This is a genomic window from Bradyrhizobium sp. UFLA05-109, assembly GCF_054185165.1.
On record NZ_JBBIAR010000051.1, the window covers coordinates 38,662 to 60,960 of the forward strand.

Annotated in this window: 24 protein-coding genes; 20 read left to right on the forward strand and 4 right to left on the reverse strand. The window is 65.1% G+C overall.

The features are described from left to right. Window positions 1-87 precede the first annotated feature (87 nt). The 7 genes from Q3C01_RS31000 (at window position 88) to Q3C01_RS31030 (ending at window position 7,883) form a co-directional block, all read left to right on the forward strand. Complete coding sequence (locus Q3C01_RS31000; protein ID WP_458149089.1) at window positions 88-747, forward strand: TetR/AcrR family transcriptional regulator; 660 nt, start codon at window positions 88-90, stop codon at window positions 745-747. Between the two features lie 139 nt (window positions 748-886). After that, window positions 887-1,255 (forward strand): MarR family winged helix-turn-helix transcriptional regulator, encoded by a 369-nt coding sequence (locus tag Q3C01_RS31005; RefSeq protein ID WP_458149126.1) that lies wholly within the window; start codon window positions 887-889, stop codon window positions 1,253-1,255. 13 nt (window positions 1,256-1,268) lie between these two features. Next, window positions 1,269-2,039, forward strand: coding sequence for an enoyl-CoA hydratase (locus tag Q3C01_RS31010; protein WP_458149090.1), 771 nt, complete (start codon window positions 1,269-1,271; stop codon window positions 2,037-2,039). A gap of 176 nt (window positions 2,040-2,215) precedes the next feature. Further along, window positions 2,216-4,297 carry a methyl-accepting chemotaxis protein gene (locus Q3C01_RS31015; protein WP_458149091.1) on the forward strand — a complete coding sequence of 694 codons (2,082 nt, stop codon included), beginning with the start codon at window positions 2,216-2,218 and terminating at the stop codon, window positions 4,295-4,297. 142 nt (window positions 4,298-4,439) lie between these two features. Then, window positions 4,440-5,381, forward strand: a complete 942-nt coding sequence (locus tag Q3C01_RS31020) for a dihydrodipicolinate synthase family protein (RefSeq protein ID WP_458149092.1) — start codon at window positions 4,440-4,442, stop codon at window positions 5,379-5,381. 427 nt (window positions 5,382-5,808) lie between these two features. Further along, complete coding sequence (locus tag Q3C01_RS31025; RefSeq protein WP_458149093.1) at window positions 5,809-7,209, forward strand: selenium-binding protein SBP56-related protein; 1,401 nt, start codon at window positions 5,809-5,811, stop codon at window positions 7,207-7,209. Between the two features lie 83 nt (window positions 7,210-7,292). After that, entirely contained in the window at window positions 7,293-7,883 is a 591-nt protein-coding gene (locus Q3C01_RS31030) for a hypothetical protein (RefSeq protein ID WP_458149127.1), read from the forward strand. Between the two features lie 6 nt (window positions 7,884-7,889). Here Q3C01_RS31030 and Q3C01_RS31035 read toward each other — a convergent pair whose 3' ends face one another. Genes Q3C01_RS31035 through Q3C01_RS31045 form a run of 3 tightly spaced genes read right to left on the reverse strand, consistent with a single transcriptional unit; the run spans window position 7,890 to window position 10,466 of the window. Then, window positions 7,890-8,588, reverse strand: coding sequence for a DUF1045 domain-containing protein (locus tag Q3C01_RS31035; RefSeq protein ID WP_458149094.1), 699 nt, complete (start codon window positions 8,586-8,588; stop codon window positions 7,890-7,892). 19 nt (window positions 8,589-8,607) lie between these two features. Next, window positions 8,608-9,801 carry an alpha-D-ribose 1-methylphosphonate 5-triphosphate diphosphatase gene (locus Q3C01_RS31040; RefSeq protein ID WP_458149095.1) on the reverse strand — a complete coding sequence of 398 codons (1,194 nt, stop codon included), beginning with the start codon at window positions 9,799-9,801 and terminating at the stop codon, window positions 8,608-8,610. Continuing rightward, window positions 9,798-10,466: a transferase hexapeptide repeat family protein gene (locus Q3C01_RS31045; protein WP_458149096.1), complete on the reverse strand. Its 669-nt coding sequence runs from the start codon at window positions 10,464-10,466 to the stop codon at window positions 9,798-9,800. Before Q3C01_RS31045 ends, Q3C01_RS31040 begins: the two co-directional genes overlap by 4 nt. Before the next feature lie 174 nt (window positions 10,467-10,640). Between Q3C01_RS31045 and phnC the strand changes: the two genes are divergently transcribed. The 4 genes from phnC to phnE (Q3C01_RS31065) all read left to right on the forward strand — a co-directional run bounded on the left by phnC (window position 10,641) and on the right by phnE (Q3C01_RS31065) (window position 14,239). Beyond that, window positions 10,641-11,450 carry a phosphonate ABC transporter ATP-binding protein gene (gene phnC, locus Q3C01_RS31050; RefSeq protein WP_458149097.1) on the forward strand — a complete coding sequence of 270 codons (810 nt, stop codon included), beginning with the start codon at window positions 10,641-10,643 and terminating at the stop codon, window positions 11,448-11,450. A gap of 53 nt (window positions 11,451-11,503) precedes the next feature. Next, window positions 11,504-12,433, forward strand: a complete 930-nt coding sequence (gene phnD / locus Q3C01_RS31055; RefSeq protein WP_458149098.1) for a phosphonate ABC transporter substrate-binding protein — start codon at window positions 11,504-11,506, stop codon at window positions 12,431-12,433. A 76-nt stretch (window positions 12,434-12,509) separates the two neighbouring features. Beyond that, window positions 12,510-13,394 (forward strand): phosphonate ABC transporter, permease protein PhnE, encoded by an 885-nt coding sequence (phnE, locus tag Q3C01_RS31060; protein ID WP_458149099.1) that lies wholly within the window; start codon window positions 12,510-12,512, stop codon window positions 13,392-13,394. Next, window positions 13,391-14,239 carry a phosphonate ABC transporter, permease protein PhnE gene (gene phnE, locus Q3C01_RS31065; protein ID WP_458149100.1) on the forward strand — a complete coding sequence of 283 codons (849 nt, stop codon included), beginning with the start codon at window positions 13,391-13,393 and terminating at the stop codon, window positions 14,237-14,239. Before phnE (Q3C01_RS31060) ends, phnE (Q3C01_RS31065) begins: the two co-directional genes overlap by 4 nt. 100 nt (window positions 14,240-14,339) lie before the next feature. Here the strand turns inward: phnE (Q3C01_RS31065) and phnF are convergent, their stop codons facing one another. Next, window positions 14,340-15,068 (reverse strand): phosphonate metabolism transcriptional regulator PhnF, encoded by a 729-nt coding sequence (gene phnF / locus Q3C01_RS31070; protein ID WP_458149101.1) that lies wholly within the window; start codon window positions 15,066-15,068, stop codon window positions 14,340-14,342. A gap of 158 nt (window positions 15,069-15,226) precedes the next feature. Between phnF and phnG the strand changes: the two genes are divergently transcribed. From phnG to Q3C01_RS31115, 9 genes are read left to right on the forward strand one after another with little or no spacing between them, the layout of a single operon-like run. Next, a complete protein-coding gene (phnG, locus tag Q3C01_RS31075; protein ID WP_458149128.1) occupies window positions 15,227-15,640 on the forward strand; it encodes a phosphonate C-P lyase system protein PhnG in 414 nt (137 codons plus the stop codon). A 4-nt stretch (window positions 15,641-15,644) separates the two neighbouring features. Continuing rightward, entirely contained in the window at window positions 15,645-16,253 is a 609-nt protein-coding gene (gene phnH, locus Q3C01_RS31080; RefSeq protein ID WP_458149102.1) for a phosphonate C-P lyase system protein PhnH, read from the forward strand. A 3-nt stretch (window positions 16,254-16,256) separates the two neighbouring features. Next, complete coding sequence (locus tag Q3C01_RS31085) at window positions 16,257-17,360, forward strand: carbon-phosphorus lyase complex subunit (RefSeq protein WP_458149103.1); 1,104 nt, start codon at window positions 16,257-16,259, stop codon at window positions 17,358-17,360. Beyond that, entirely contained in the window at window positions 17,357-18,253 is an 897-nt protein-coding gene (locus tag Q3C01_RS31090) for an alpha-D-ribose 1-methylphosphonate 5-phosphate C-P-lyase PhnJ (protein WP_458149104.1), read from the forward strand. Before Q3C01_RS31085 ends, Q3C01_RS31090 begins: the two co-directional genes overlap by 4 nt. Next, entirely contained in the window at window positions 18,246-19,040 is a 795-nt protein-coding gene (phnK, locus tag Q3C01_RS31095; protein WP_458149105.1) for a phosphonate C-P lyase system protein PhnK, read from the forward strand. The genes Q3C01_RS31090 and phnK overlap by 8 nt, the downstream gene beginning before the upstream one ends. 8 nt (window positions 19,041-19,048) lie before the next feature. Next, complete coding sequence (phnL, locus tag Q3C01_RS31100) at window positions 19,049-19,747, forward strand: phosphonate C-P lyase system protein PhnL (RefSeq protein WP_458149106.1); 699 nt, start codon at window positions 19,049-19,051, stop codon at window positions 19,745-19,747. A gap of 11 nt (window positions 19,748-19,758) precedes the next feature. Next, on the forward strand, window positions 19,759-20,916 hold the full coding sequence (locus Q3C01_RS31105) for an alpha-D-ribose 1-methylphosphonate 5-triphosphate diphosphatase (RefSeq protein WP_458149107.1): 1,158 nt from the start codon (window positions 19,759-19,761) through the stop codon (window positions 20,914-20,916). After that, entirely contained in the window at window positions 20,913-21,506 is a 594-nt protein-coding gene (gene phnN / locus Q3C01_RS31110) for a phosphonate metabolism protein/1,5-bisphosphokinase (PRPP-forming) PhnN (protein WP_458149108.1), read from the forward strand. The genes Q3C01_RS31105 and phnN overlap by 4 nt, the downstream gene beginning before the upstream one ends. A 16-nt stretch (window positions 21,507-21,522) precedes the next feature. Continuing rightward, the gene (locus Q3C01_RS31115) at window positions 21,523-22,134 is read left to right on the forward strand and encodes a pyridoxamine 5'-phosphate oxidase family protein (protein ID WP_458149109.1); all 612 of its coding nucleotides are present in this window, start codon (window positions 21,523-21,525) and stop codon (window positions 22,132-22,134) included. Window positions 22,135-22,299: the final 165 nt, after the last annotated feature.

The window sequence follows — 22,299 nt, forward strand, 5'->3', positions numbered from 1 at the left end:
GGCCTCCCTGAATTAGGAAACTTGACGATTTCCAAAATAGGGCTAAGTTGAAAACTGTCAATGGAATGACAGGCATCATGTAAAAACATGGCTCAGGAAAAACCTTCCAGCGAACTCCGCCCCCGTGGACGGCCGCCACTGCGCGATGACGGCGAGACGCGTCAAATCATCTTCGATGCCGCACGGCACGCTTTTGCCGAGAACGGCTACGCAGCGACCAGCACCGAGGAGCTGGCGCGCCGCGCCGGCATTTCCACCAAGACGCTCTATCGGCTGTTTCCGGCCAAGGCGGTGTTGTTCGAGGCCATGGTCGCCGATCGGCTCGACCGTCAACTCTCCGACGTCCAACTCAAGGGCATTGATCACGCCGACATCGCGGAGGCTCTTTCTACCGCGTTGCTCGCTTGCGCCGACCTCGCGCTCGATCCGGAGGTTGTCGCTATGCAACGCATCGTGCTCCAGGAATCCGCGGCGTTTCCGGATCTCGCCGTCACCTTCTATCGCAATGGTATCGCGCGCACCGCGGCCGCTCTCTCGCGCTGGCTGCGCGTCCAGGTGAAGGCAGAGCGCCTCGTGCTTGACGATGTCGAGGAGGCCGCGGGCATGCTGATCGGTATGGCCGTCTCGGCTCCTCAGCGCGCCGCGATCTATGGCGGTGTGCCGCTGCCATCACGCAAGGAGATCGAGCGTCGCGTCCGCACCGCCGCAGCTATTTTTCTGGACGGCTGTCGCGCCACAACGGCGTGACGCCCGCGCCGCTTTACAAGCTGGCCTCATCGATCTATATATTTCGCATGCGAAATAAATTGGAGCGCGCGTGACGGCGGCACGGCACCATCGGCTGATCTACCTCCTGAACGTCGCGCAGCGCCGGCTGCAGCGATTCATGGCGGCGCATCCGGAGAGCGAGGTGACGCCATCCCAGGCGGGGCTTCTGTTCATCCTCGGCCGGCAGGACGGCGCCTTGATGGGCGAGGCGGGGGCCGCGCTCGATCTCGGGCCGGCGGGCATCTCCGGCCTCGTCGACCGGATGGCCGCGGCAAGGCTGGTCGAGCGGCGGGCCGACCGCGAGGATGGCCGCGCCTGGCGCGTCTGGCTCACGCCCAAGGGCCGTGCGGTCGAGGTGCGGGCGAAGACGGCAGCAGCAGAAATCAATGCCGCGCTGACGGAAGGGTTTTCCAGCGCCGAGATCGACATCGTCGCGCGCTGGTTGACGAGCATTCAGACCAAGTTTCCACGAGCAACAGACGAATGAGAGGAGCCGTTCCATGACCGAGCATGTCCGGACTGAAATGACCAATGGCGTGCTGACGCTGACGCTGACGCGCCCTGACAAGAAGAATGCGCTGACCGACGCCATGTACGGCAAGCTCGCCGACACCATCGAGGGCGCTGAGACCGATCCGTCGGTCCGCGTGATCTTGATCCGTGGCGAAGGTGACATGTTCACGGCCGGCAACGACGTCAGCGAATTCGCCGCAGTCGCCACCGGCAAATCCGAGGGCAGCCGCAACGTCGTCAGGTTCATCCAGTCGCTGGCGCGCTGCACGCGCCCGCTGGTTGCGGCCGTCCAGGGCCGCGCGGTCGGGGTCGGCACCACGATGCTTCTGCATTGCGATCTCGTCGTGCTTGCCGACAATGCGCTGTTGTCGACGCCGTTCGTCAGCCTCGCACTGGTGCCGGAGGCGGCCTCGAGCCTGTTGATGCCGTTGCGCATCGGTCACGTCCGCGCCTACGAGATGTTCGCGCTCGGCGAGGCCGTGCCGGCGAAGACCGCGCTCGAATGGGGCCTCGCCAACCGCGTCGTGGCGCTCGACAAGCTCGACGCCGAGGCCGCCGCGCTCGCCGAGCGCCTCGCGAAGCAACCTGCCGGCGCGCTGATCGCCACCAAGCGGCTGATGCGCAATGGTGAGGCGCTGGTCGCGCAGATGACGGCAGAAAGCGAGCAGTTCGCACAGCGCCTGCGCACTGCCGAGGCGGGCGAGGCGTTTTTGGCCTTTGCCGAGCGCCGCCCGCCGGATTTTACGAAGGTTACATGACCTCGGGTGAGGCCGGCGCAGCGCGCCGGCCTCCTCAGTCGTTCGTCCAGATTCATTGCCCAGACCAACCAGTCGTTGCGGCAGATTTGCATTGCAGCGAGTTCGATTAAAGCCTTAACGGAACGTTGGCAGGTCGCCCGGCACAGTGCCGCCGCACGAAACTGGGCGCGCTGGCAATGGCCATGATTAAGAAATCGGTAAGTACGCTTCTCCTGGTGGTGATGGCCCTGCTGGCCGTCGGCGCCCTGACCAGCACGGCGATCCAGATGGCGGGCGCGTTCGGTCGTTATCGGGACAGCCTCGAGACCGGGCGGCTCGCCGCCGCCGACAAGGCCATTTTTCAGGGCGTGCTGTCGCTACGAACCAACCGTGGCGATGCGCAGAGCGCGCTGCTCGGCGAGGATGATCCGCGCGCCCGCTTGAGCGAGATCGAGAAGCTCGAGCAGGGTGGCTATGATTCGATTGCCGCAGCCATCGAGACCGTCGAGTTCGCCCGTCGCGAGGAACTTGCAAGCACGCTGAAGCAACGCTGGAGCGAAGCCGCGCCGCAGTTCCGCCTGTTCTTCGACGAAGCCGCGCGTCCGCGCGCCGAGCGCAAGATCGATCGCACCAATGCCTGGTACGAGGCCGTCAGCAAGACCATCGATACGGCGAACCTCGCCTCAACCGCCGTCTCGAACCGCGCCTGGATGAATGATCCCTTCATCGCCCGGATGATCCAGGTTCGCCGCCTCGCCTGGCAGGTGCGCGACCGCTATGGCATCCAGTGCTCGGCGCTGCGCCCCAACGTCAACAGCAGCAAGCCGCTCGATGAGAGCCAGAAGCTGAACGTGGCGCAATGGAACGGCGTCGTCGGCGCAGGCTGGACCGGGATCGAGGAGCTGCTCGCCGCGCCTGATGTGACCGCAGATCTCGTCTCCGCGGCCAAGGAGGCGCGTGCGAAAACCGACTCGGTCGTGCAGCAGATTTCGCAGCTCACCAGGAATTTCGACGGCAGCGGGCGTGCTGCCGTTTCCGCGCAGGAGTGGAATGCGCTCTGCCAGTCGCCGTTCGGTCCGATCGTGGCCGTTGCCAACAAGGCGCTGGACCAGTCGATCGCGCGTGCAGAAGCCGTGCAGGAGACCGCGCTCGCCAAGCTCGTGGTGCAGTCGCTGGCCTTCCTGGCGGCACTGACCGTGACCCTGGCCGGCGTGTTCGTGGTGCGCAATCGCCTGGTGCGACCGGTGCAATCGCTGATGGGCGCGATCGCAAGGATCAGCGCCCGGGACTACGCAACGTCGGTGCCGCAGTCGAAACATCCCGACGAGTTCGGCACCATGGCCTCAGCGCTCGAGAGCCTCCGCGAGAGCGCGGCGACGGCGGAACGGCTCGGTCAGGAGCGCGAGGCGCAACAGGCCCAGCAGCTCGCCCGCTCCGGCACGGTCGACGCGGCCTGCCGGCGCTTCGACGACGCCGTGCAGGCGGTGATTCATAGCGTTGCCGAATCGACACGGGAGCTCGACGCCACGGCGACGGGTGTGCGTTCGCTGGTGTCGGAGTCGAGCAACCAGACGGCTGCGGTGTCGTCCGCGGCCGAGCAGGCCACCAACAATCTCGAGACCATTGCGGCCGCGACCGAGGAGCTGTCGGCATCGGTCGGCGAGATCTCGGCGCAGGTGCAGGCCAGCGCGCGCGAGGCGCGCGAGGCGGTTGCGCAGGCCGAGCAGACCAATGCCACCGTCGAGATTCTGGACCAGACCGCCGCGCGCATCGGCGAGGTCGTGAAGATGATCAGCGCCATCGCAGGCCAAACCAATCTTCTGGCGCTGAACGCCACCATCGAGGCGGCGCGTGCCGGCGAGGCGGGCCGCGGCTTCGCCGTGGTCGCCGGCGAGGTCAAGAGCCTGGCGTCGCAGACGGCGACCGCGACCGAGGAGATCTCGCGCCAGGTCGCGGAAATCCAGTCCGCGACCGGACAGGCGGTGTCCGCGATCCGGTCGATTGGCGGGGCGATCGGCGGCATCGACGAGAAGATGACGGCGATCGCCGCGGCGGTCGAAGAGCAGCGCGCGGCGACCACCGAGATCTCGCGCAATTTCCAGCAGGCCGCCCTCGGCACCCGCGAGGTGACCGACACGATCGGCAGCGTCGCCGGCCTCAACCGCGAGACCGGCAATGCCGGCACCGTGTTGACGGAGTCGGTCAAGAAGATGTCCGCCGATGCCGATCGCCTCCGCGTGGCGGTCGAAGGCTTCCTCGGCGCCGTTCGTTCGGCGTAGCTCATCAGATCTGAAGTTCCCCGCCGCGATCGGCATTGCCGCAGGTGCGCGACCGCGCTAGATGGTAGCGGTACCATGCTCGCGCAGCATCGCGGGCGGCCCGCCCGATAAGTCGCGGCAAGAGATCCAGGGAGTAGTTTCGATGTCGGCCACGCCCCAAACCAAAGTCCAGCGTCCGTACCGGGGCGTCTTTCCCGTCGCCCCCACGATCTTCAACGAGCGCGGGGAGCTCGACCTCGAGGGCCAGCGTCGCTGCATTGACTTCATGATCGATGCCGGCTCGAACGGCATCTGCATCCTCGCCAACTTCTCCGAGCAGTTCGTGCTGACCGACGCCGAGCGCGAGACCGTGATGCATGCCGTGCTGGAGCATGTCGCCGGCCGCGTCCCCGTCATCGTCACCACCACCCATTTCTCCTCGGCCGTGTGCGCGGCGCGCAGCAAGCAGGCGGAGGCGGCCGGCGCCGCCATGGTGATGGTGATGCCGCCCTATCATGGCGCGACTTTCCGGGTGCCCGAGAAAGGCATCGTCGAGTTCTTCAAGGTGCTGTCGGCGGCGATCGAGATTCCGATCATGATCCAGGACGCACCGGTCGCCGGCACGCCGCTGTCGGTGGAGTTGCTGGCACGGCTGGCGCGGGAGTTTTCCAACATCCGCTATTTCAAGATCGAGGTGCCGTTTGCGGCGGCGAAGCTGCGCAGCCTGATCGAGACGGGCGGCAGCGCGATCGAAGGTCCATGGGACGGCGAGGAGGCGATCACGCTGATGGCCGACCTCGACGCCGGCGCCACCGGCGCGATGACCGGCGGCGGCTATCCCGACGGCATCCGCCAGATCGTCGATCCCTATTTTGCCGGCAAGCGCGAGGAGGCCAAGGCCGCCTATGAGCGCTGGCTGCCGCTGATCAACTACGAGAACCGCCAGTGCGGCCTGATCGCCTGCAAGGCGATGATGCAGGCCGGCGGCGTGATCAAGTCCGACGCCGTGCGCCATCCCCTGCAACCGCTGCACCCGGCCACGCGCGCAGGCCTGCTCGAACTGGCCAAGGAACGCGACGCGCTGGCGTTGCGCTGGGGTAAGTAGCGGAGTTCGCTCCCCAACGTTGTCCTGGCTTTCGCCGGAACGACGTTGAGTTTTTGGCGCCTACAAACTCCGCTCGTCGTCCCGGACAAGCGCAGCGAAGCGGAGCGCAGATCCGGGACCCATAACCACAGGCCTTAGTTGTTGCGAAGACTTGTGGACGAGCGCAAGCGCTCGCGCGGGGGTCCCCGCCTTCGCGGGGACGACGCCGAGTGTGGGTTCGCGATCGAGCCCGTCTCGCAACAGTTTCCACTCGGCCAAGCGTCGAATTGGCGCGCTTCGGCCGGTTTCGCGTGGCAGCGCGTTGCCGTAATCTTCCCGGGCCAACCAGGCCTGCGGAGCAGCTTAAGGACATCGCCCGTCAGCACTTCATTATGCCGTTATCCCGAGCCAGGTTGGCGCAAATCGACGCAAACAGGGAGGCAGTGCCATGACTATGCGGCCAGATCCGACCTTCCACGCATCGCCAAAACTCGCGATGGAAGCGCCGCCCGAAAATTTCGCCTATACATTGCTGCTCAGTCCGGATTTCTCAAAGCCCGACGCACTCGCGGTCATCGACGCCAAGCCGGGATCGTCAACCTACAGCCAGATCGTCCATACCGTGACGATGCCGAACAAGGGCGACGAGTTTCATCATTTCGGCTGGAATGCCTGCTCGTCAGCATTGTCTCCGCTTGCCGGGCACGCTTTCATCGAGCGGCGCTATCTCGTCATTCCCGGCCTGCGTTCATCGCGCATCTACATCATCGACACCAAGCCCGATCCGACCAAAGCGAAAATTCACAAGATCATCGAGCCGGAGGAAGTCTTCAAGAAAACCGGCTACTCGCGGCCCCACACCATCCACTGCGGGCCGGACGGCATTTACGTCAGCACGCTGGGCGGTGGCGCTAAGGATGGCACGAGCGGGCCGCCCGGCGTCTTCATCATGGATTGCGAGACGTTCGAGGTGTTCGGTCGCTGGGAGATCGATCGCGGTCCGCAAACGCTGCACTATGACTTCTGGTGGAATCTGCCGCGCGACTACATGGTGACGAGCGAGTGGGGGCTGCCGCCGCAATTCGAGAACGGCATCGTTCCCGAAGATCTGCTGTCGAACAAGTATGGCCACCGGCTCCATTTCTGGGATCTCCGGGCCCGGCGCAACGTCCAGACGATCGACCTCGGTGCCAACCATCAGATGGCGCTGGAGGTGCGGCCAGCGCACGATCCGGTTCGTGAATACGGCTTCGCTGGCGTGGTAGTCGACACCACCAATTTGGAAGGCTCGATCTGGACTTGGTGGCGCGAAGGCGGAAAATTCCACGCCGAAAAGACGGCAACGATCCCGCCGGAGCCGGCAGCCAAAGAAAAGCTTCCGCCGCTTTTGCAGGGCTTTGGTGCCGTCCCGCCACTCGTGACCGACATCGATCTGTCGATGGACGACCGGTTCCTCTATGTTTCCTGCTGGGGCACCGGCGAGATGCGCCAGTACGACGTCAGCGATCCCCGGAAACCCAAGCTCGCGGGCTCGGTGTACACCGGAGGCATCGTGCGCCGCGCGCCGCATCCGAACGGCAAGGCATATGCCGGTGGGCCGCAGATGGTCGAGATCAGCCGTGACGGCAAGCGCGTGTACTGGACCAACTCGCTCTACTCGACCTGGGACGATCAGTTCTATCCGGATGGCGTTCCCGGCGTCGAAGTGATGGCCAATGTCGGTCGCAACGGCGGACTCGAACTCGCCAGCGATTATTTCGTCAGCTTCCCGGAAGGCTATCGGGCCCACCAGATCAGGCTTGAGGGCGGCGACTGCTCGACGGACTCCTTTTGCTATCCGTCGGCCTAGATTGGGGAGAGGCGAGCCGGACCCTTGCCTGGCTCTGGCTCGCTCTCATTGCGAGCGGCATCTATCATGGCGTCAACCCGGGAATGGGGTGGCCGCTCGCGGTTTCGGCAGGACTTATGGAACGAAGTCCACGCGCGCTGTTTGGCGCGCTCGGGGCGCTGTCGGCCGGCCATCTGCTGGCGACGTTTTTGGTGCTCCTGCCGTTCGCGCTATTGCTGGCGCTGGCCGAGTGGCAGCGGCCGATCCAGCTCGGCGCGAGCCTCCTCGTGATCGGTTTCGGCATATTTCGTCTGGTTGATCGCCGTCATCCGCGGACGCTGGCGCGGATACCGCCAACGCAATTGGCGCTCTGGTCGTTCGCCGTCGCCATCGCCCACGGTGCTGCGTTGATGCTCGTGCCGATCTATCTCGGGCTATGCCAGGCCGCTGACCTCGACGCGGCCCATCAGGCGGCCGGCACCCTCGTCACGGCGAATCTTGCGATGGCGGTGCTGGTTTCGCTAACGCACGTCGTTGCGATGATCATCGTGGGTGGTTGCCTTGCGTGGCTGGTCTACCGCTATCTCGGTCTTAAGTTCGTGTCGCGAAGCTGGTTCAATCTGGATGCGGCTTGGGCCGCGAGCCTCGTCCTGGTCGGCGCCGTCGCTCTCGCGTTCAACCTCGCGAGCTGGTGATGAGCCTTAGCTGGCGAGCGGCCACTCGCCGATGATGTGAAAGCGTGCCGCGGCGTTTTCCTGGCGAAACAGCGCGATGCGGTCGATGGCAAGCGTTACAAGGCGCAGCTCCGCAAACCGCTTCCGCAGCATCTCGACGATCGGTGCACGCCGCTCTGCATCGAGCCGGCCCGTGAGCGTCATGTGGAAGCGGAATTCTTCCATCACGTAAGGGTAGCCCCAGCGATCGAGATAGTCGCGCTGCCGCTCGGGCAGCCCATCCGGGTTGCGCCTCGCGCGATCGTTCGCCGTCAGCGACGCGCGGAACGCATCGAAATCGCGCACGCAGTCGGCGGCAAGCTGGGTCAATTCGCTGACGGGCTCGGACGGGATCACCGCAATGAAGCCGCTGATGGAATCCACGATCGGACGAATCACGGGAATCGGCCGCGGCTTGCTGGCAAACGCTGCGCACGCCGCAACCAGCTCGGCCTCGGTCTTGCCGCCCGCCAGCGCCATCGGCGCCTTCAGCGTGCCGTGAAAACCGTATTTGCGGGGATCGGCCGTGACGTCGTGCCAATCGGCTGCAAGATGCAGCGCTTCGGCAGGGAAAGGCAACTCACGGCCGCTATGGGCATCATAGCCAAGCAGCTCGGCGCCGAAGCGCGACAGCATGCTGTCGGCATCGGCGGCATAGTAGATCGCGTAGCGGGGAAAATCGGTCATCGCCTCAGGTATAGCGGGTTCAGACGGTGGCGACAGCTTCACGCGGCGTCGCGATTGAGCCCAGCAGGCGCGTGCCATCGGTGAGGTAGACGAGCTTGCCAGCGGCGATCACCGCGACCACCCGCGGCCGCAGCGGCACGGTATCGTCGACCAGCAGGATGTCGGCGCGCTGTCCCTCCTTGATCATACCGCGATCGGAGAGGCCTGCGGCCTCTGCCGGGGCTTCCGAGATCAGCTTCCAGGCCTGCGCCAGTGGAAGCACGCCATCAGCGGCGAGCCGGAAGGCGGCGAGCAATTGCGCCGGATAGTAATAGTCGGAGGCCAGCACCGAGCAGAGCCCTTTGGCGATCATGTCGGACGCCTTGGTCCAGCCGGTATGGCTGCCGCCACGCACCACATTCGGCGCGCCATAGATGATGGCGTCGCCTGCGCTTGCTGCTTCCCGCGCGGTTTCCTCGTTGACTGGAAATTCGGCGATCGTGGCGCCCATGTCACGATACGCCTTGCGCATCGCCGGCGTTGCGTCGTCATGCGAGAGCATCCGCACCTCGGCCGCGCGCACCGCGGCAGCAAGCCGCGCAGTCGTCGCCGGGACGTCCGCCGCGCGAGCGGCGATACGGCCGACCAGCTCTTCAAAAGCCGTGTCGGACAGTCCGGTCCGGTCAACCAAGCGGCCGCGCTTGTTCGGCTTTGCCAGATCGCGGATGGTCGCAGCCATGTGATCGTTGAAGGCGAACAGATCGATCCGTCCTTCGGCGAGCCATTGGCCGATCTCGTCCTCTGCATCGAGATTGTAGGTCTCGTGCCGTAGATGGAAGCGGGTGTCGGCAGCCAATTGCGGGCGTAGCCGCTCGATCGCCTCCAGCAGGCGCCGCGCATTGTCGCCAGAGCGCAGGCCCGGTTCCCACGACCATGTCGTGCCATGGAAGACGGTGGTGATGCCGTTGCTGACGACCTGCCGGTCGCTGTCGGCGAGCGCCACGTCGATCGGGAAGTCGACGCCCGGGCGCGGCATCATCTGCCGCTCGAAGGCATCGCCATGCAGGTCGACGATGCCCGGCAGGAGCAAAAGATTGCGGGCGTCGATCGCAAGCGGTACGCGACCGCGGCCGCGGTCGATCGCTGCGATGTCCTGTCCGGAAACGACGAGTGAGGTTTCGACGATCTCCGTGCCGATCAGGGCCCGGCCGCCTTCAAGGAATATTTCGGTCACGCGAGGACGCTTCGCTTGCTGGGAGAGGATTGGTTGGCAACGATCCGTGCTTCGTACTTTGCGAGGAAATCTTCAATCCCGAGCTTGCGGAAATCAGGCAAGGCCTCACGCAAGCTTTCGTGATCCCAGTCCCACCACGCGAGCCTTGCCAGGCGGCCGGCGATCTCGTCGGAGAACCGCCGCCGGACCGGGCGGGCCGGATTACCTGCGACGATCGTGTAGGCGGGCACGTCCTTGGTGACGATGGCACCTGCGGCTACCACGGCGCCGGTGCCGATATTGCGGCCCGGCAGCACGATCGCACCGTGGCCGATCCAGACGTCATGGCCGATGCGGACGTGATGCTGGCGCCGCCACTCGAAGAACTCGGCCTCGTCGCTCTCACCCGGAAAATAGGCACTCGCGCGATAGGTGAAATGCGCCTGGCTGGCGCGCTGCATCGGGTGATTGCCGGGATTGATGCGCGTCATCGCCGCGATCGAGCAGAATTTTCCGATTGTCGTGTAGGTGATCTGGGAATCGTTCACAACGTAGGAATAGTCGCCCATCGTCACCTCGTGCAGGATCGTGCGCGCGCCGACCTCGCAATAGGCGCCGAGCTTGATCTCGTGCAGCTTGGCGGTGGGATCGATGGTCGGTTGGACCGAAAGCGCTTTGGCGACCATGGTGCATCCGTCAAAAGGGGGGAGGGATCTCGTCTTCGAGCGGCTTGATGACGATGTCATGACGCAGAGATGACGGGGGACGAGGTGCGTAGGATCGCCGCACCGCAGTGGCCCTGTCACACAAATGTAAAGCGGCGGCGTTAGCGGTGGCCCCAGCTAGTTGGGAGCCCCTGCATGCTGGTGCTTGAAGGTCTGACGTGCCGCTTCGGCACAAAAGCCGCGGTGGATGGTGCTTCGTTTGAGATCACCCCCGGCGGCTTTGTCGGCGTGATCGGCCGTTCCGGCGCTGGCAAGTCGACCTTGCTGCGGACCATCAATCGCCTGGTGACACCAACAGAGGGACGCATCCTGTTCGACGGCGTCGACGTCACCGCGCTGCGCGGCAAGGAGCTGCGGCAATGGCGCGCCCGCGCTGCGATGATCTTCCAGCAGTTCAATCTCGTCGGCCGTCTCGACGTGCTCACCAACGTGCTGATGGGACGCCTTGCCGCGATGCCGGCCTGGCGCTCGCTCACGCAGACCTGGCTGGAAGAGGACAAGGCGCTGGCGATGTCGGCGCTGGAGCAGTTCGACATGGCCTCGCTCGCGGCCCAGCGCACTGACCAGCTTTCCGGTGGCCAGCAGCAGCGCGTCGCGATCGCCCGCGCGCTGGTGCAGCAGCCCGATCTCATCCTAGCCGACGAGCCGATCGCCTCGCTCGACCCGCGCAACACCAAAATCGTGATGGATGCGTTGCTGCGCATCAACAAGCATTTCGGCATCACCGTGATCTGCAACCTGCATTCGCTCGATCTGGCGCGCAGCTACTGCGATCGCCTGATCGGCATGGCGGCGGGCCGCGTGGTGTTCGATGGCGCGCCGTCGGCGCTCACCGAGCACGTGGCGCGCGAGCTCTACGATCTCGAAGCCAGTGAAGTCATGGGCGGCACGCCGCTGCCCGCGCCCGAAGGTGTTCCGGCACTCGGCACCGCTGCCGCCGCCTGAGCGGCGACCCAATTTTTTTGTGTTCACCGCGTTCAACCGATCAAGAGGGTATCATGATCACTCGTCGCATCGTCCTTGCCGGCGCCGCCGCACTGGCTTTCTCCGCTTCCGCTTCCGCCGAGGATTGGAGGGCAAAATATCCGGAGATCACCTTTGCGGCGATCCCGGCCGAGAACGGCTCGGGCACTACCGAGCGCTACGCCCCCTTCATCAGCTATCTGTCCAAGGAACTCGGCATCAAGGTCACGCTGCGTGTTGCAAATGACTACGCTGCCCTCATCGAGGGCCAGCGCGCCGGCAATATCCATATCGGCTATTACGGTCCGGCGTCCTTTGCGCGCGCCCGCCTCACCGGCGTGAAGACCGATGCCTTCGTCATCGACGTCAATTCCGACGGCTCGAAGGGCTATTACTCCGTGTTCTACGTGCTGGCGAAGTCGCCGTACCAGAAGATCGAGGACCTCAAGGGCAAGAATCTCGGGCTTGTTGACCCGAATTCCACGTCCGGCAACAACATGCCCCGCTTCAAGCTGAACGCGATGGGCATCGATCCCGATGCCTACTTCTCCAAGGTGGTCTTCACCGGCAGCCACGAGAACGCCGTTCTCGCGCTCGCCCAGGGCACCGTCGACGTCGCCGCCAATTGGTGGAACGCCGATGACGACTCCAACCTGACCCGCATGCTCAACAAGGGCATGGTAAAGTCGGCCGACGGCACCGTGATGAAGAAGGAGGACTTCCGCATCATCGTGAAGTCCGACCTCATCATCAACGACCCCTATGCCTATCTCAGCGATCTGCCCGAGGACATGAAGGCCGCGATCAAGAAGGCCTTCCTGGAGGCGGCGCAGAAGGATCCCGAGGCATTCAAGAAGCTCTCCGACGGCAAGAACAAGCCTTGGGAGCCGATCGCCACCGACGACTACAACAAGACGATCGAGCTGATCAAATTCGTCGACAATCTGCGTAAGAAGGCGTCCTGATCGAACGGGACGACGCACCTGGAGCCGGGTCAATTGACCCGGCTCTTTTCTATGTCGAGCCTTGTCCGCTGACCCCATGACCATCGCGGTTTCGATCCTTCCCGAGCAGCAACTGACTGCGCTGAACGCGGCCTATCGCCACGCGGTGGCGCGCAAGCGCCTGCGGCTGTTCGCTGGCGCTACGCTGTTCATCGCCGCGCTGATCCTCGCCGCGATCGGGGCCGAGGTGAATTTGCGGACGCTCTTCACCTATTTCGGCAATTTCGTCAGCTATTTTGACCGTATCCTCACCCTCGACAGCGGCCAGCGTGTCTGGACCGATCCCGGCGAATGGCTGTGGGGCTGGTACAAATGGGGCAAGCTGCTCGGCGAGACGCTGCTGATCAGCTATGTCGGCACCCTGATCGGCGCGGTCTGCGCCTTCTGCCTGAATTTTTTCGCCGCTGAGAACACCTCGCCAGCGCCCTGGTTGCGCTTCACCGTGCGCCGCCTGCTCGAATTCGCCCGCACCGTGCCGGGTATCGTGTTTGCCCTTATCTTCGTCATGGCCTTCGGGCTCGGGCCGATGGCCGGCGTGCTGGCGATCGCCATTCACTCCACCGGCGCGCTCGGCAAGCTGTTTTCCGAGATCGTGGAGAATGCGGACATGAAGCCGGTCGAAGGCGTGCGCTCGACCGGCGCGAGCTGGCTGTCCTGCATGCGCTTTGCCGTGCTGCCGCAGGTTTCCGCCGGCTATGTCAGCTACGCGCTGCTGCGCTTCGAGATCAATGTCCGCGAATCCTCGGTGATGGGTTTCGTCGGTGCTGGCGGCATCGGCCAGGAGCTCGTGGTCGCGATCCGCAAGTTCTATTACTCCGACGTCAGCGCGATCCTGCTGATGATCGTGCTTACGATCTTCGTCATCGACATCACGACCGGCTGGCTGCGCGCGCGGCTGTTCGGCAAGGATGCACGGTCATGAAGCAGTTCGAGAAGCCCGACACCGCGGCGCTGCGGACAAAATATCCCGATGCCTTCGAGCGGCCGGCGGCCGCGCGTCTGGCGACGCCGGCCATGATCGTGGCGGCGCTCGCTGTCTTCATCTTCGGCCTACACGATCTCGGCTTCGAGCCGGCAAAGTTCATCGCAGGCCTCAAGCAGCTCGGCTGGATCACCATGATGATGATCCCGCCCGATCCAGGAACGTCGCTGCCGCTTTATCTCAAGGCGCTCGGCGAGACGCTGTCGATCGCGCTGCTCGGCACCACCCTCGCCGCAACGCTGGCCCTGCCGGTCTCGCTGCTGGCGGCGCGCAACATCGTGCCGCCGAACATCATTCGCTTCCCGGTGCGGCGCTTCCTCGATTCGATCCGCGGCGTCGATACGCTGATCTGGGCGCTGGTCTGGATCAATGTCGTCGGGCTCGGCCCGTTCGCCGGCGTGCTAGCGATCATGGTCTCGGACTTCGGCGCGCTCGGTAAGCTGTTTTCGGAGGCGATCGAGGCGGCCGACCAGAAGCAGGTCGAGGGCATCAGGGCATCAGGCGGCAGTGCCTTGCATGAGATTCGCTTCGGCCTGATGCCGCAGGTGCTGCCGGTCATCGCCGGTCAGGTGCTGTACTTCATCGAATCGAACACGCGCTCGGCCAGCATCATCGGCATCGTGGGTGCCGGCGGCATCGGCCTCCAGCTCGCCGAGCAGATTCGCGTGCTGGAATGGCAGAAGGTGTCGTTCCTCGTGCTCATGATCCTGGTCGCCGTCGCCGCGATCGACTTCGTCTCCGGCAAGCTGCGCTTCGCCATCATCGGCAGGCGAGCGGTGGCATAGAGCGCTTCTCTCGTAGGGTGGGCAAAGCAAAGCGTGCCCACCATTTCTGTCGAAGTCTTGGAAGGATGGTGGGCACGGCGCAAGTGCGCCTTTGCCCACCCTACGATTCGATCAAGAATTCCACCCGTTCTGCCGCGAACCGCGAGCGCTTCGTCACCAGCGGCTTGCCGTCCGGATCGACGTCGGTCGAATCGACCACCAGGATCGGACGCCCCAGCGCGAGATCGAGTCGCGCCGCATCGGTGGCATCGACGATGCCGGCTGTGATCCGGGTCGAACCGCGGCGGTAGTCGCGCACACCATAATGCGCGAGCAGTTTCGTCATCGAGCGCGTGGCGGCGAACACCGCTCCCGCATCAGGAAAGAGTTCGGCTGACAACCAGGACGTCGAGACGCAGATCGGCGACCGGTCCGCAAGGCGAACGGATTCGATCCGGACCAGCGGCGCGCCGGTCTTCACGCCGAGTTCCCGCGCAAGTTCCCGGCTCGCCACGTCCGCCAGCGCCTCGATCAGCTGTCCGCGCGGCTCGCGGCCGCCGGCGCCGACGATCTCCGAGAAGCGCGTGCGCGAGCGCAGCGGATAGGCGAGCTTCTGCGCCTCGACATAGGTGCCGCTGCCGCGCTCGGCGCGCACCAGGCCGCGCTCGGCAAGCGCCGCCAGCGCGCGCCGCACGGTGTGGCGGTTCACGCGATAGGTCTCGGCGATCTCCATCTCGCCCGGCAGCTTCTCGCCGGCCGCAAAGCGGCCGTCGGCGATGCCGCGCTCGATGCCGTCGGCAACCAGGCGCCACAGCGCGACGCCGGAAGAGGCAGTGTCCTGAAGGCTCATAACGGGGAACAGCCTATCTCGAAAATCATACGGTTGTCACGAAACAGTCATGGCGCTTCCTTATGAAGTTGTCTATTATCATAGACAACTTCAATTCGGCAAGCCTGGTGAGCGACGTGACCCCGCAAGACAGCCTCAAGACCCGGCGCAAGGCGGCGATGGCCGTGCTGGCGCACGCGGAACCCGGCGACATCGCCAACCGTCTCAGCACCATCGTGCTGCCGCGGCACGACGACCTGCGCGCGCCCGAGAACGGCCTCGTGATGCTGCGCGGCCGCGTTGGCGGCGACGGTGCGCCGTTCAACCTGGGCGAAGCCACCGTGTCGCGTGCGGCGGTGCAGCTTGCGAGCGGTGAGGTTGGTTTTGGCTATACGCTCGGCCGCGACGGTGAGAAGGCCAGGCTGATCGCGCTCTGCGACGCGCTCGTGCAGACGGAAGAATTCGGTGCCGTTGTCGAACGCGAGGTCATAGCGCCGCTGCGCGCGGACCTGCACGCGCGACAGGCGCAGCGTGCCGCACAGACCGCGGCAACGAAGGTTGATTTCTACACCATGGTGCGCGGTGAGGGGTGAGGCCATGACCACGATTGCGGAACTGCCGCCGGGTTTCGCCGACAAGGTGTTGTCGGCTCAATCGACCTTTCGCTCGGTCATGGACGCGATGGCGCGGCCGGGCTCGGTGCAGCGTATCGTGCCGTTGACGGGCACGCCCGGACCCATGATGCGGGGCACGGCGGCGATTGCACTGACGCTGTTCGACCACGACACGCCGCTCTGGCTCGATGCGCGGATGTCGGAGAGCTCTGACGTCTTGAAGTGGCTGAAATTCCACACCGGTGCGCCGGTGGTTCAGGATTCTTCGGTCGCGGGCTTTGCACTGATCGCCGATGGTGCCGCGCTTCCTTCGCTCGAGCGCTTTGCATTCGGCAGCAACGAATATCCGGATCGCTCGACCACCTTGATCCTGCAAGTGGAGAGCCTCGACGCAGGAGCCGCCTTCGAGCTCCGTGGCCCCGGCATCGACGGCGTGGCGATCGTTCAGGCGACGATCAGGCCGGCCGACCTGTTCGAGCGCCTGCGCATCAACGAGGCGCTGTTTCCGCGCGGCATCGACGTTGTGCTGGTCGCCGATGACGCCGTGGTTGCGATCCCGCGCACCACGCGGGTCGCGAATAAGGGAAGCTAAAGCATGTATGTCGCAGTCAAGGGTGGCGAACGTGCCATCGAGAACGCCCATCGCCTGCTGGCGCACGCGCGGCGTGGCGACCAGAACGTGCCGGAAATTTCGCTCGGCCAGATTTCCGAGCAGCTCGGCCTTGCCGTCGATCGCGTCATGAGCGAAGGCTCGCTCTATGACCGCGAGCTCGCCGCGCTCGCCATCAAGCAGGCGCGCGGCGACCTGATCGAGGCGATCTTCCTGGTCCGCGCCTTCCGCGCCACCTTGCCGCGCTTCGGCGCAAGCGAGCCGGTCGATACCGGCGCGATGCGGGTGCAGCGGCGGGTGTCATCGACCTTCAAGGACATTCCGGGCGGGCAGATCCTCGGGCCGACATTCGATTACACCCATCGCCTGCTCGACCCGGGGCTTGCCGAAGGTTTCGTACCGGAGGAGCCGGCGACGGCCGAAGCCTCGCCCGCGGCCACGCCGCGCGTGACGGACATTCTGGGCCGCGACGGGCTGATCGAGCCGTCGCCGCAAGCAGAAGACGGCGTGCCCGTCGGCGATCTCACGCGCGAACCCCTCAACTTCCCCGCCGACCGCGATCTGCGGCTACAAAATCTCGCGCGCGGCGACGAAGGCTTTCTGCTGGCGATGGGTTACTCGACCCAGCGCGGCTACGGCCGTAATCATCCCTTCGCCGGCGAGATCCGTTTCGGCGAGGTCGAGGTCGAATTCTCAGCGGAGGATGTCGGCTTCGCCGTGCCGCTCGGCGCGATCGAGCTCACCGAGTGTCAGATGGTCAACCAGTTCAAGGGCTCGGCGACGGACGCGCCGTGCTTCACCCGCGGCTACGGCCTCGCTTTCGGCCAGAGCGAGCGCAAGACCATGTCGATGGCGCTGGTCGATCGCGCGCTTCGCTCGCGCGAGCTCGGCGAGGAAGTGTTTGCACCTGCGCAGGACGAGGAATTCGTGATGTCGCATTCCGACAACGTCCAGGCTACCGGCTTCGTCGAGCACCTGAAGCTGCCACACTATGTCGACTTCCAGTCCGAGCTTGGCCTGCTGCGCAAGCTGCGCCAGGAATTTGCCGAGGCCAACGAAGCCGAGCCGATGAAGGAGGCCGCGGAATGAACGCGCCGGCCTACAACTTCGCCTATCTCGACGAACAGACCAAGCGGATGATCCGCCGCGCGATCCTCAAAGCGATCGCGATTCCCGGCTATCAGGTGCCGTTCGCCAGCCGTGAAATGCCGATGCCCTATGGCTGGGGCACCGGCGGCGTGCAGGTCACGGCCGCGATTCTCGGGCCGGATGACGTGCTGAAGGTGATCGATCAGGGCTCTGACGACACCACCAACGCGATCTCGATCCGCAAATTCTTCGCCAAGACCGCCGGCGTCGCCACAACGACCGCGACGGACGAGGCGACCGTGATCCAGACCCGTCATCGCATCCCGGAGACCGCGCTGAAGCAAGACCAGGTGCTGGTCTATCAGGTGCCGATCCCCGAACCCCTGCGCTTCCTCGAGCCGCGCGAGACCGAGACGCGCCGCATGCATGCGCTCGCCGAATACGGCCTGATGCATGTCAAGCTCTACGAGGACATCGCGCGGTTCGGACATATCGCAACTGCTTACGCCTATCCGGTGAAGGTGAACGCGCGCTACGTGATGGACCCGTCGCCGACGCCGAAATTCGACAATCCCAAGATGGACAATTGCCCTGCGCTCCAGCTTTTCGGCGCCGGCCGGGAGAAGCGCATCTATGCGATCCCGCCCTACACCCAGGTGGTGTCGCTCGATTTCGAAGATCACCCCTTCGAACCCTACCGCTTCAACGCGCCCTGTGCGCTGTGCGGTGCCGAGAACTCGTATCTCGATGAGATCGTCACCGACGACAAGGGCGGGCGCATGTTCGTGTGCTCCGACACTGATTTCTGCGAGGAACGTCAGGCGGCCGGCCACCACGGCAGCCTGAGCGCCGCCCCGTACAAGGAGAAGGCGCAAGGGGAATCAAATGGCTGAGCCTATGCTTGACAACGATCAGCCGCTACTGGTCGCGGAAGCCTTGAGCAAATCCTACGGCAGGATCGCCGCCTGCCGTGATGTCTCCTTCGCGCTCCATCCCGGCGAGGTGCTGGCGATCGTCGGCGAATCCGGCTCCGGCAAGTCGACGTTGCTCCAACTTTTGTCGGGCCAGCTTGCCGCAAGCAGCGGCCGTGTTTCCTATCGAATGCGCGATGGCGCAACCCGTGATCTCGCCACGCTCGGCGAGGCCGAGCGGCGGTTTCTGTTCCGCACCGATTGGGGCTATGTGCATCAGGATCCCGCGCAGGGCCTGCGCATGGCGGTTTCTGCCGGCGCCAATGTCGGTGAACGGCTGATGGCCGTGGGCTGGAATCACTATGGCCGCATCCGCGACACCGCTTCGAGCTGGCTGGAGCGCGTCGAGATCGACGTCGCGCGGATCGACGATGCGCCGCGCACCTATTCCGGCGGCATGCGCCAGCGTCTCCAGATCGCCCGCAACCTCGTTACCGAGCCGCGCCTCGTCTTCATGGACGAGCCGACCGGCGGCCTCGATGTCTCAGTGCAGGCCCGCCTGCTCGATCTCTTGCGCAGCCTGGTTGCCGAATTGCATCTCGCCGTCATCATCGTCACCCACGATCTCGCGGTGGCGCGACTGCTGTCGCATCGCGTGATGGTGATGAAGGGCGGCCGCGTCATTGAGACCGGCTTGACCGACCAGGTGCTCGACGATCCGCGCGAGCCCTATACTCAGCTCCTCGTCTCCTCGATCCTACCGCCATGAGCCGCCCGATGACCGCCATGATCGACGTCGCCGATGCGCAAAAGACCTTTACGATGCACCTCCAGGGTGGCGTCGAGCTGCCCGTCGTGCGAGGCGTGACGTTCCACGTCAATCCCGGCGAATGCGTCGTGCTGTCCGGTCCATCGGGCGCGGGCAAGTCGTCGATCCTGAAAATGATCTTCGGCAATTATCGCTGCGACAGCGGCCGCATCGGCATCCGCCATCGAGGTAGCCTGATCGATCTTGCCAGCGCCGAGCCGCGGCAGATCCTCAACGTCAGGCGCGACACGATCGGGTACGTCAGCCAGTTCCTGCGCGCGGTTCCGCGCGTTGCGACCATCGACGTCGTCGCCGAGCCGCTGATCGCGGGCGGCGTGGCGCGGCCCGAGGCGCAACGTCGCGCGGGCGCGCTTCTGCATCGGTTGAACATCCCCGAGCGTCTCTGGCAGCTGCCACCCGCGACCTTCTCCGGCGGCGAGCAGCAGCGCGTCAACATCGCGCGCGGCTTCATTCCGGACCTGCCGATCCTGCTGCTCGACGAGCCGACCGCCTCGCTCGACGCCGCCAACCGAGCCGTCGTCGTCGAACTGATCGCCGAAAAAAAGCGCAAGGGCACAGCCATGGTCGCGATCGTCCACGACGACGAAATCCGCCATCTGATCGCCGATCGAATCGTCGACGTCACCAGTTTTGCAGCTGCGGCCTGAAGGACCTGGAAATGAACGCGAAGCCGAATGAAACCGTGATCGCCAACGCCAGGATCGTACTGGCTGATAGCGTGATCGAGCAGGGCTGGATCGCCCTCGCCGAGGGGCGCATCGCCGAGATCGGCGAGGGCAGGGCGCCCGCGGGCGCCGAGGACGCCCGCGGCGACCTGATCACGCCCGGTCTGATCGAGCTGCACACCGATCATTTGGAAGCGCACTACGTGCCTCGTCCAAAAGTGTTCTGGGATCCCGTCGCCGCCGTCATCTCCTATGACGGGCAGCTCGCGACGTCAGGCATCACCACGGTGCTGGATTCGCTGCGGGTCTGGCGCGAGGACGGCGCTGAGGAGGTCGACGGCCGTGCCGGCATCCTCGCCGCTGCGATCTCGGCGGCGCGCCAGAACAACCTCCTGCGCGCCGATCACTTCCTGCATCTGCGCTGCGAAGTCCCGATGCCGAGCGTGGTCGAGGAGGCCAAGGAGCTGATCGACCGCCCCGACGTGCGGCTGATGTCGCTGATGGACCACACGCCCGGCCAGCGCCAGTTCCGCGATGAGGTCAAGCTGCGCGACTACTATCGCGGCAAGGGCGGTGGCATGACCGACGCCCAACTCGATGAGCTCTTTGCCAGGCGCTTCACCTACCAGCAGACCTATGCGGCGACCAACATGCGCGAGATCGTGGCGCTGGCGAAGGACTACAAGATTCCGCTGGCGAGCCATGACGACACCACCGAGGAGAATGTCACGGATGCGATCCGTGACGGCGTCGCGGTCGCGGAGTTTCCGACCACGGTGGAAGCTGCGCGCGGCCTGCACGCAGCCGGCATCGACATCTTGATGGGCGCGCCGAACGTGGTGCGCGGCGGCTCGCATTCGGGCAACATCGCCGCCGTCGATCTCGCGCGCGAGGGGCTCCTGGACATTTTGTCGTCCGACTACATTCCGTCGAGCCTCTTGATGGCTGCGCTGCAATTGCCGCAGCAGGTGCCGGCGATCAACCTCCCGGCCGCGATACGCACGGTGACGAAGGCGCCGGCCGAGGCGGTCGGGCTCTCGGATCGTGGCGAGATCGCGGTGGGCAAGCGCGCCGATCTGATCCGCGTCCATGTCGCAGGCAGCGTTCCCGTCGTTCGCAGCGTCTGGCGGGAAGGAGGACGTGTCGCATGAGCGAGAGCCTGTCGATTGCGCCAGAGACCGCGGCGATCGGGCCCGGACGCCTGGTCCTGGTCGTTGGTCCCAGCGGCGCCGGCAAGGATACGCTGCTTGGTCTTGCCAAAGCCGCGCTCACTGAGGATCACGATGTGGTCTTTCCGCGCCGGATCGTGACGCGCGAGGCGTCCGCTGCCGAGGACAATGTGTCCGTGACTCCGGACGAATTCCGCCGCGGGCTGGACCACGGCGATTTCGCCGCGCATTGGGAGGCTCATGGCCTCTCATACGCGCTGCCAGTCGACATCAACGACGATATCCGCGCCGGCCGCACCGTCGTCGTCAACATCTCGCGCACGGTGATCGGCGCACTGCGCCAGGCCTACGGCAACGTCGTGGTGGTGGCGATCACGGCGCCGCCGAACGTCCTTGCCCAGCGTCTCGCCGCGCGGGCGCGACACAGCGACGGCAACATCACGGAGCGGCTCAAGCGGCATGTCGACGAGGCTTCGGCGCACGCCGACGTCACGATCGTCAATGCCGGCAGCCCCGATTATCACAGCCGCCAGCTCGTCCGCGTGATCCGCAACGAATGCTGGCGCGAGTAGCAAAGGAGCAGGTGGAATGACGGTGATTACGACGGTCGAGCAGCTCGAAGCGATCTATGGCGTCACCACCGACGCCTCGACCGTAAAGGTCGCCGATCACGTCACGCCGCTCTACCGCGTCTTCATCGAAACATCTCCCTTTGCCGCATTGGCTACCATTGGCCCGGAGGGAATCGACTGTTCGCCGCGCGGCGATCTGCCGGGCTTCGTGCGCATTCATGATCCGAAGACGCTGATGCTGCCGGACCGCCGCGGCAACAACCGCATCGATTCCTTGCGCAACATCGTTCGCGATCCGCGCGTCTCCCTGATGTTCCTGATCCCCGGCTCCGGCAACGCGATCCGCGTCAACGGGCAGGCGCACATCTCCGTCGATCCGGAGCTGCTCGCCTCCTTCAAGGTCGATGGCAAGGCGCCGCGCAGCGTGATGGTGATGACCATCGACGAGCTCTATTTCCAGTGCGCTCGTGCCATCGTCCGTTCCGATCTCTGGAATCCCGACAAGCGCGTCGATCCCAGGAGCTTGCCGACGCCCGGTCAGATCCTCGCCGAGATGAGCGAGAACAAGGTCGGCGGCGAAGAGTACGACCGCGCCTGGCCCGCCCGCGCGGCCGCGACGATGTGGTGATGATTCCCCTCGGCCGCTTCCTTCCCCGGTCCCTGCAAGCGGCAGGGCGATCATGCAAATGTTTGGGGCGCTTAGATCTCCCCATCGTCATGGCCGGGCTTGTCCCGGCCATCCACGCCTTGCCACGCGGCAGGAAGAACGTGGATGCCCGGGACATAGGCGCGC

Bases quoted from the DNA above. Each gene is read 5' to 3' on its own strand.
- Q3C01_RS31000 (WP_458149089.1), top strand. From the start codon at position 88: ATGGCTCAGGAAAAACCTTCCAGCGAACTCCGCCCCCGTGGACGGCCG.
- Q3C01_RS31005 (WP_458149126.1), top strand. From the start codon at position 887: ATGGCGGCGCATCCGGAGAGCGAGGTGACGCCATCCCAGGCGGGGCTT.
- Q3C01_RS31010 (WP_458149090.1), top strand. From the start codon at position 1,269: ATGACCGAGCATGTCCGGACTGAAATGACCAATGGCGTGCTGACGCTG.
- Q3C01_RS31015 (WP_458149091.1), top strand. From the start codon at position 2,216: ATGGCCATGATTAAGAAATCGGTAAGTACGCTTCTCCTGGTGGTGATG.
- Q3C01_RS31020 (WP_458149092.1), top strand. From the start codon at position 4,440: ATGTCGGCCACGCCCCAAACCAAAGTCCAGCGTCCGTACCGGGGCGTC.
- Q3C01_RS31025 (WP_458149093.1), top strand. From the start codon at position 5,809: ATGACTATGCGGCCAGATCCGACCTTCCACGCATCGCCAAAACTCGCG.
- Q3C01_RS31030 (WP_458149127.1), top strand. From the start codon at position 7,293: ATGGGGTGGCCGCTCGCGGTTTCGGCAGGACTTATGGAACGAAGTCCA.
- Q3C01_RS31035 (WP_458149094.1), bottom strand. From the start codon at position 8,588: ATGACCGATTTTCCCCGCTACGCGATCTACTATGCCGCCGATGCCGAC.
- Q3C01_RS31045 (WP_458149096.1), bottom strand. From the start codon at position 10,466: ATGGTCGCCAAAGCGCTTTCGGTCCAACCGACCATCGATCCCACCGCC.
- phnC (WP_458149097.1), top strand. From the start codon at position 10,641: ATGCTGGTGCTTGAAGGTCTGACGTGCCGCTTCGGCACAAAAGCCGCG.
- phnD (WP_458149098.1), top strand. From the start codon at position 11,504: ATGATCACTCGTCGCATCGTCCTTGCCGGCGCCGCCGCACTGGCTTTC.
- phnE (WP_458149099.1), top strand. From the start codon at position 12,510: ATGACCATCGCGGTTTCGATCCTTCCCGAGCAGCAACTGACTGCGCTG.
- phnE (WP_458149100.1), top strand. From the start codon at position 13,391: ATGAAGCAGTTCGAGAAGCCCGACACCGCGGCGCTGCGGACAAAATAT.
- phnF (WP_458149101.1), bottom strand. From the start codon at position 15,068: ATGAGCCTTCAGGACACTGCCTCTTCCGGCGTCGCGCTGTGGCGCCTG.
- phnG (WP_458149128.1), top strand. From the start codon at position 15,227: ATGGCCGTGCTGGCGCACGCGGAACCCGGCGACATCGCCAACCGTCTC.
- phnH (WP_458149102.1), top strand. From the start codon at position 15,645: ATGACCACGATTGCGGAACTGCCGCCGGGTTTCGCCGACAAGGTGTTG.
- Q3C01_RS31085 (WP_458149103.1), top strand. From the start codon at position 16,257: ATGTATGTCGCAGTCAAGGGTGGCGAACGTGCCATCGAGAACGCCCAT.
- Q3C01_RS31090 (WP_458149104.1), top strand. From the start codon at position 17,357: ATGAACGCGCCGGCCTACAACTTCGCCTATCTCGACGAACAGACCAAG.
- phnK (WP_458149105.1), top strand. From the start codon at position 18,246: ATGGCTGAGCCTATGCTTGACAACGATCAGCCGCTACTGGTCGCGGAA.
- phnL (WP_458149106.1), top strand. From the start codon at position 19,049: ATGACCGCCATGATCGACGTCGCCGATGCGCAAAAGACCTTTACGATG.
- Q3C01_RS31105 (WP_458149107.1), top strand. From the start codon at position 19,759: ATGAACGCGAAGCCGAATGAAACCGTGATCGCCAACGCCAGGATCGTA.
- phnN (WP_458149108.1), top strand. From the start codon at position 20,913: ATGAGCGAGAGCCTGTCGATTGCGCCAGAGACCGCGGCGATCGGGCCC.
- Q3C01_RS31115 (WP_458149109.1), top strand. From the start codon at position 21,523: ATGACGGTGATTACGACGGTCGAGCAGCTCGAAGCGATCTATGGCGTC.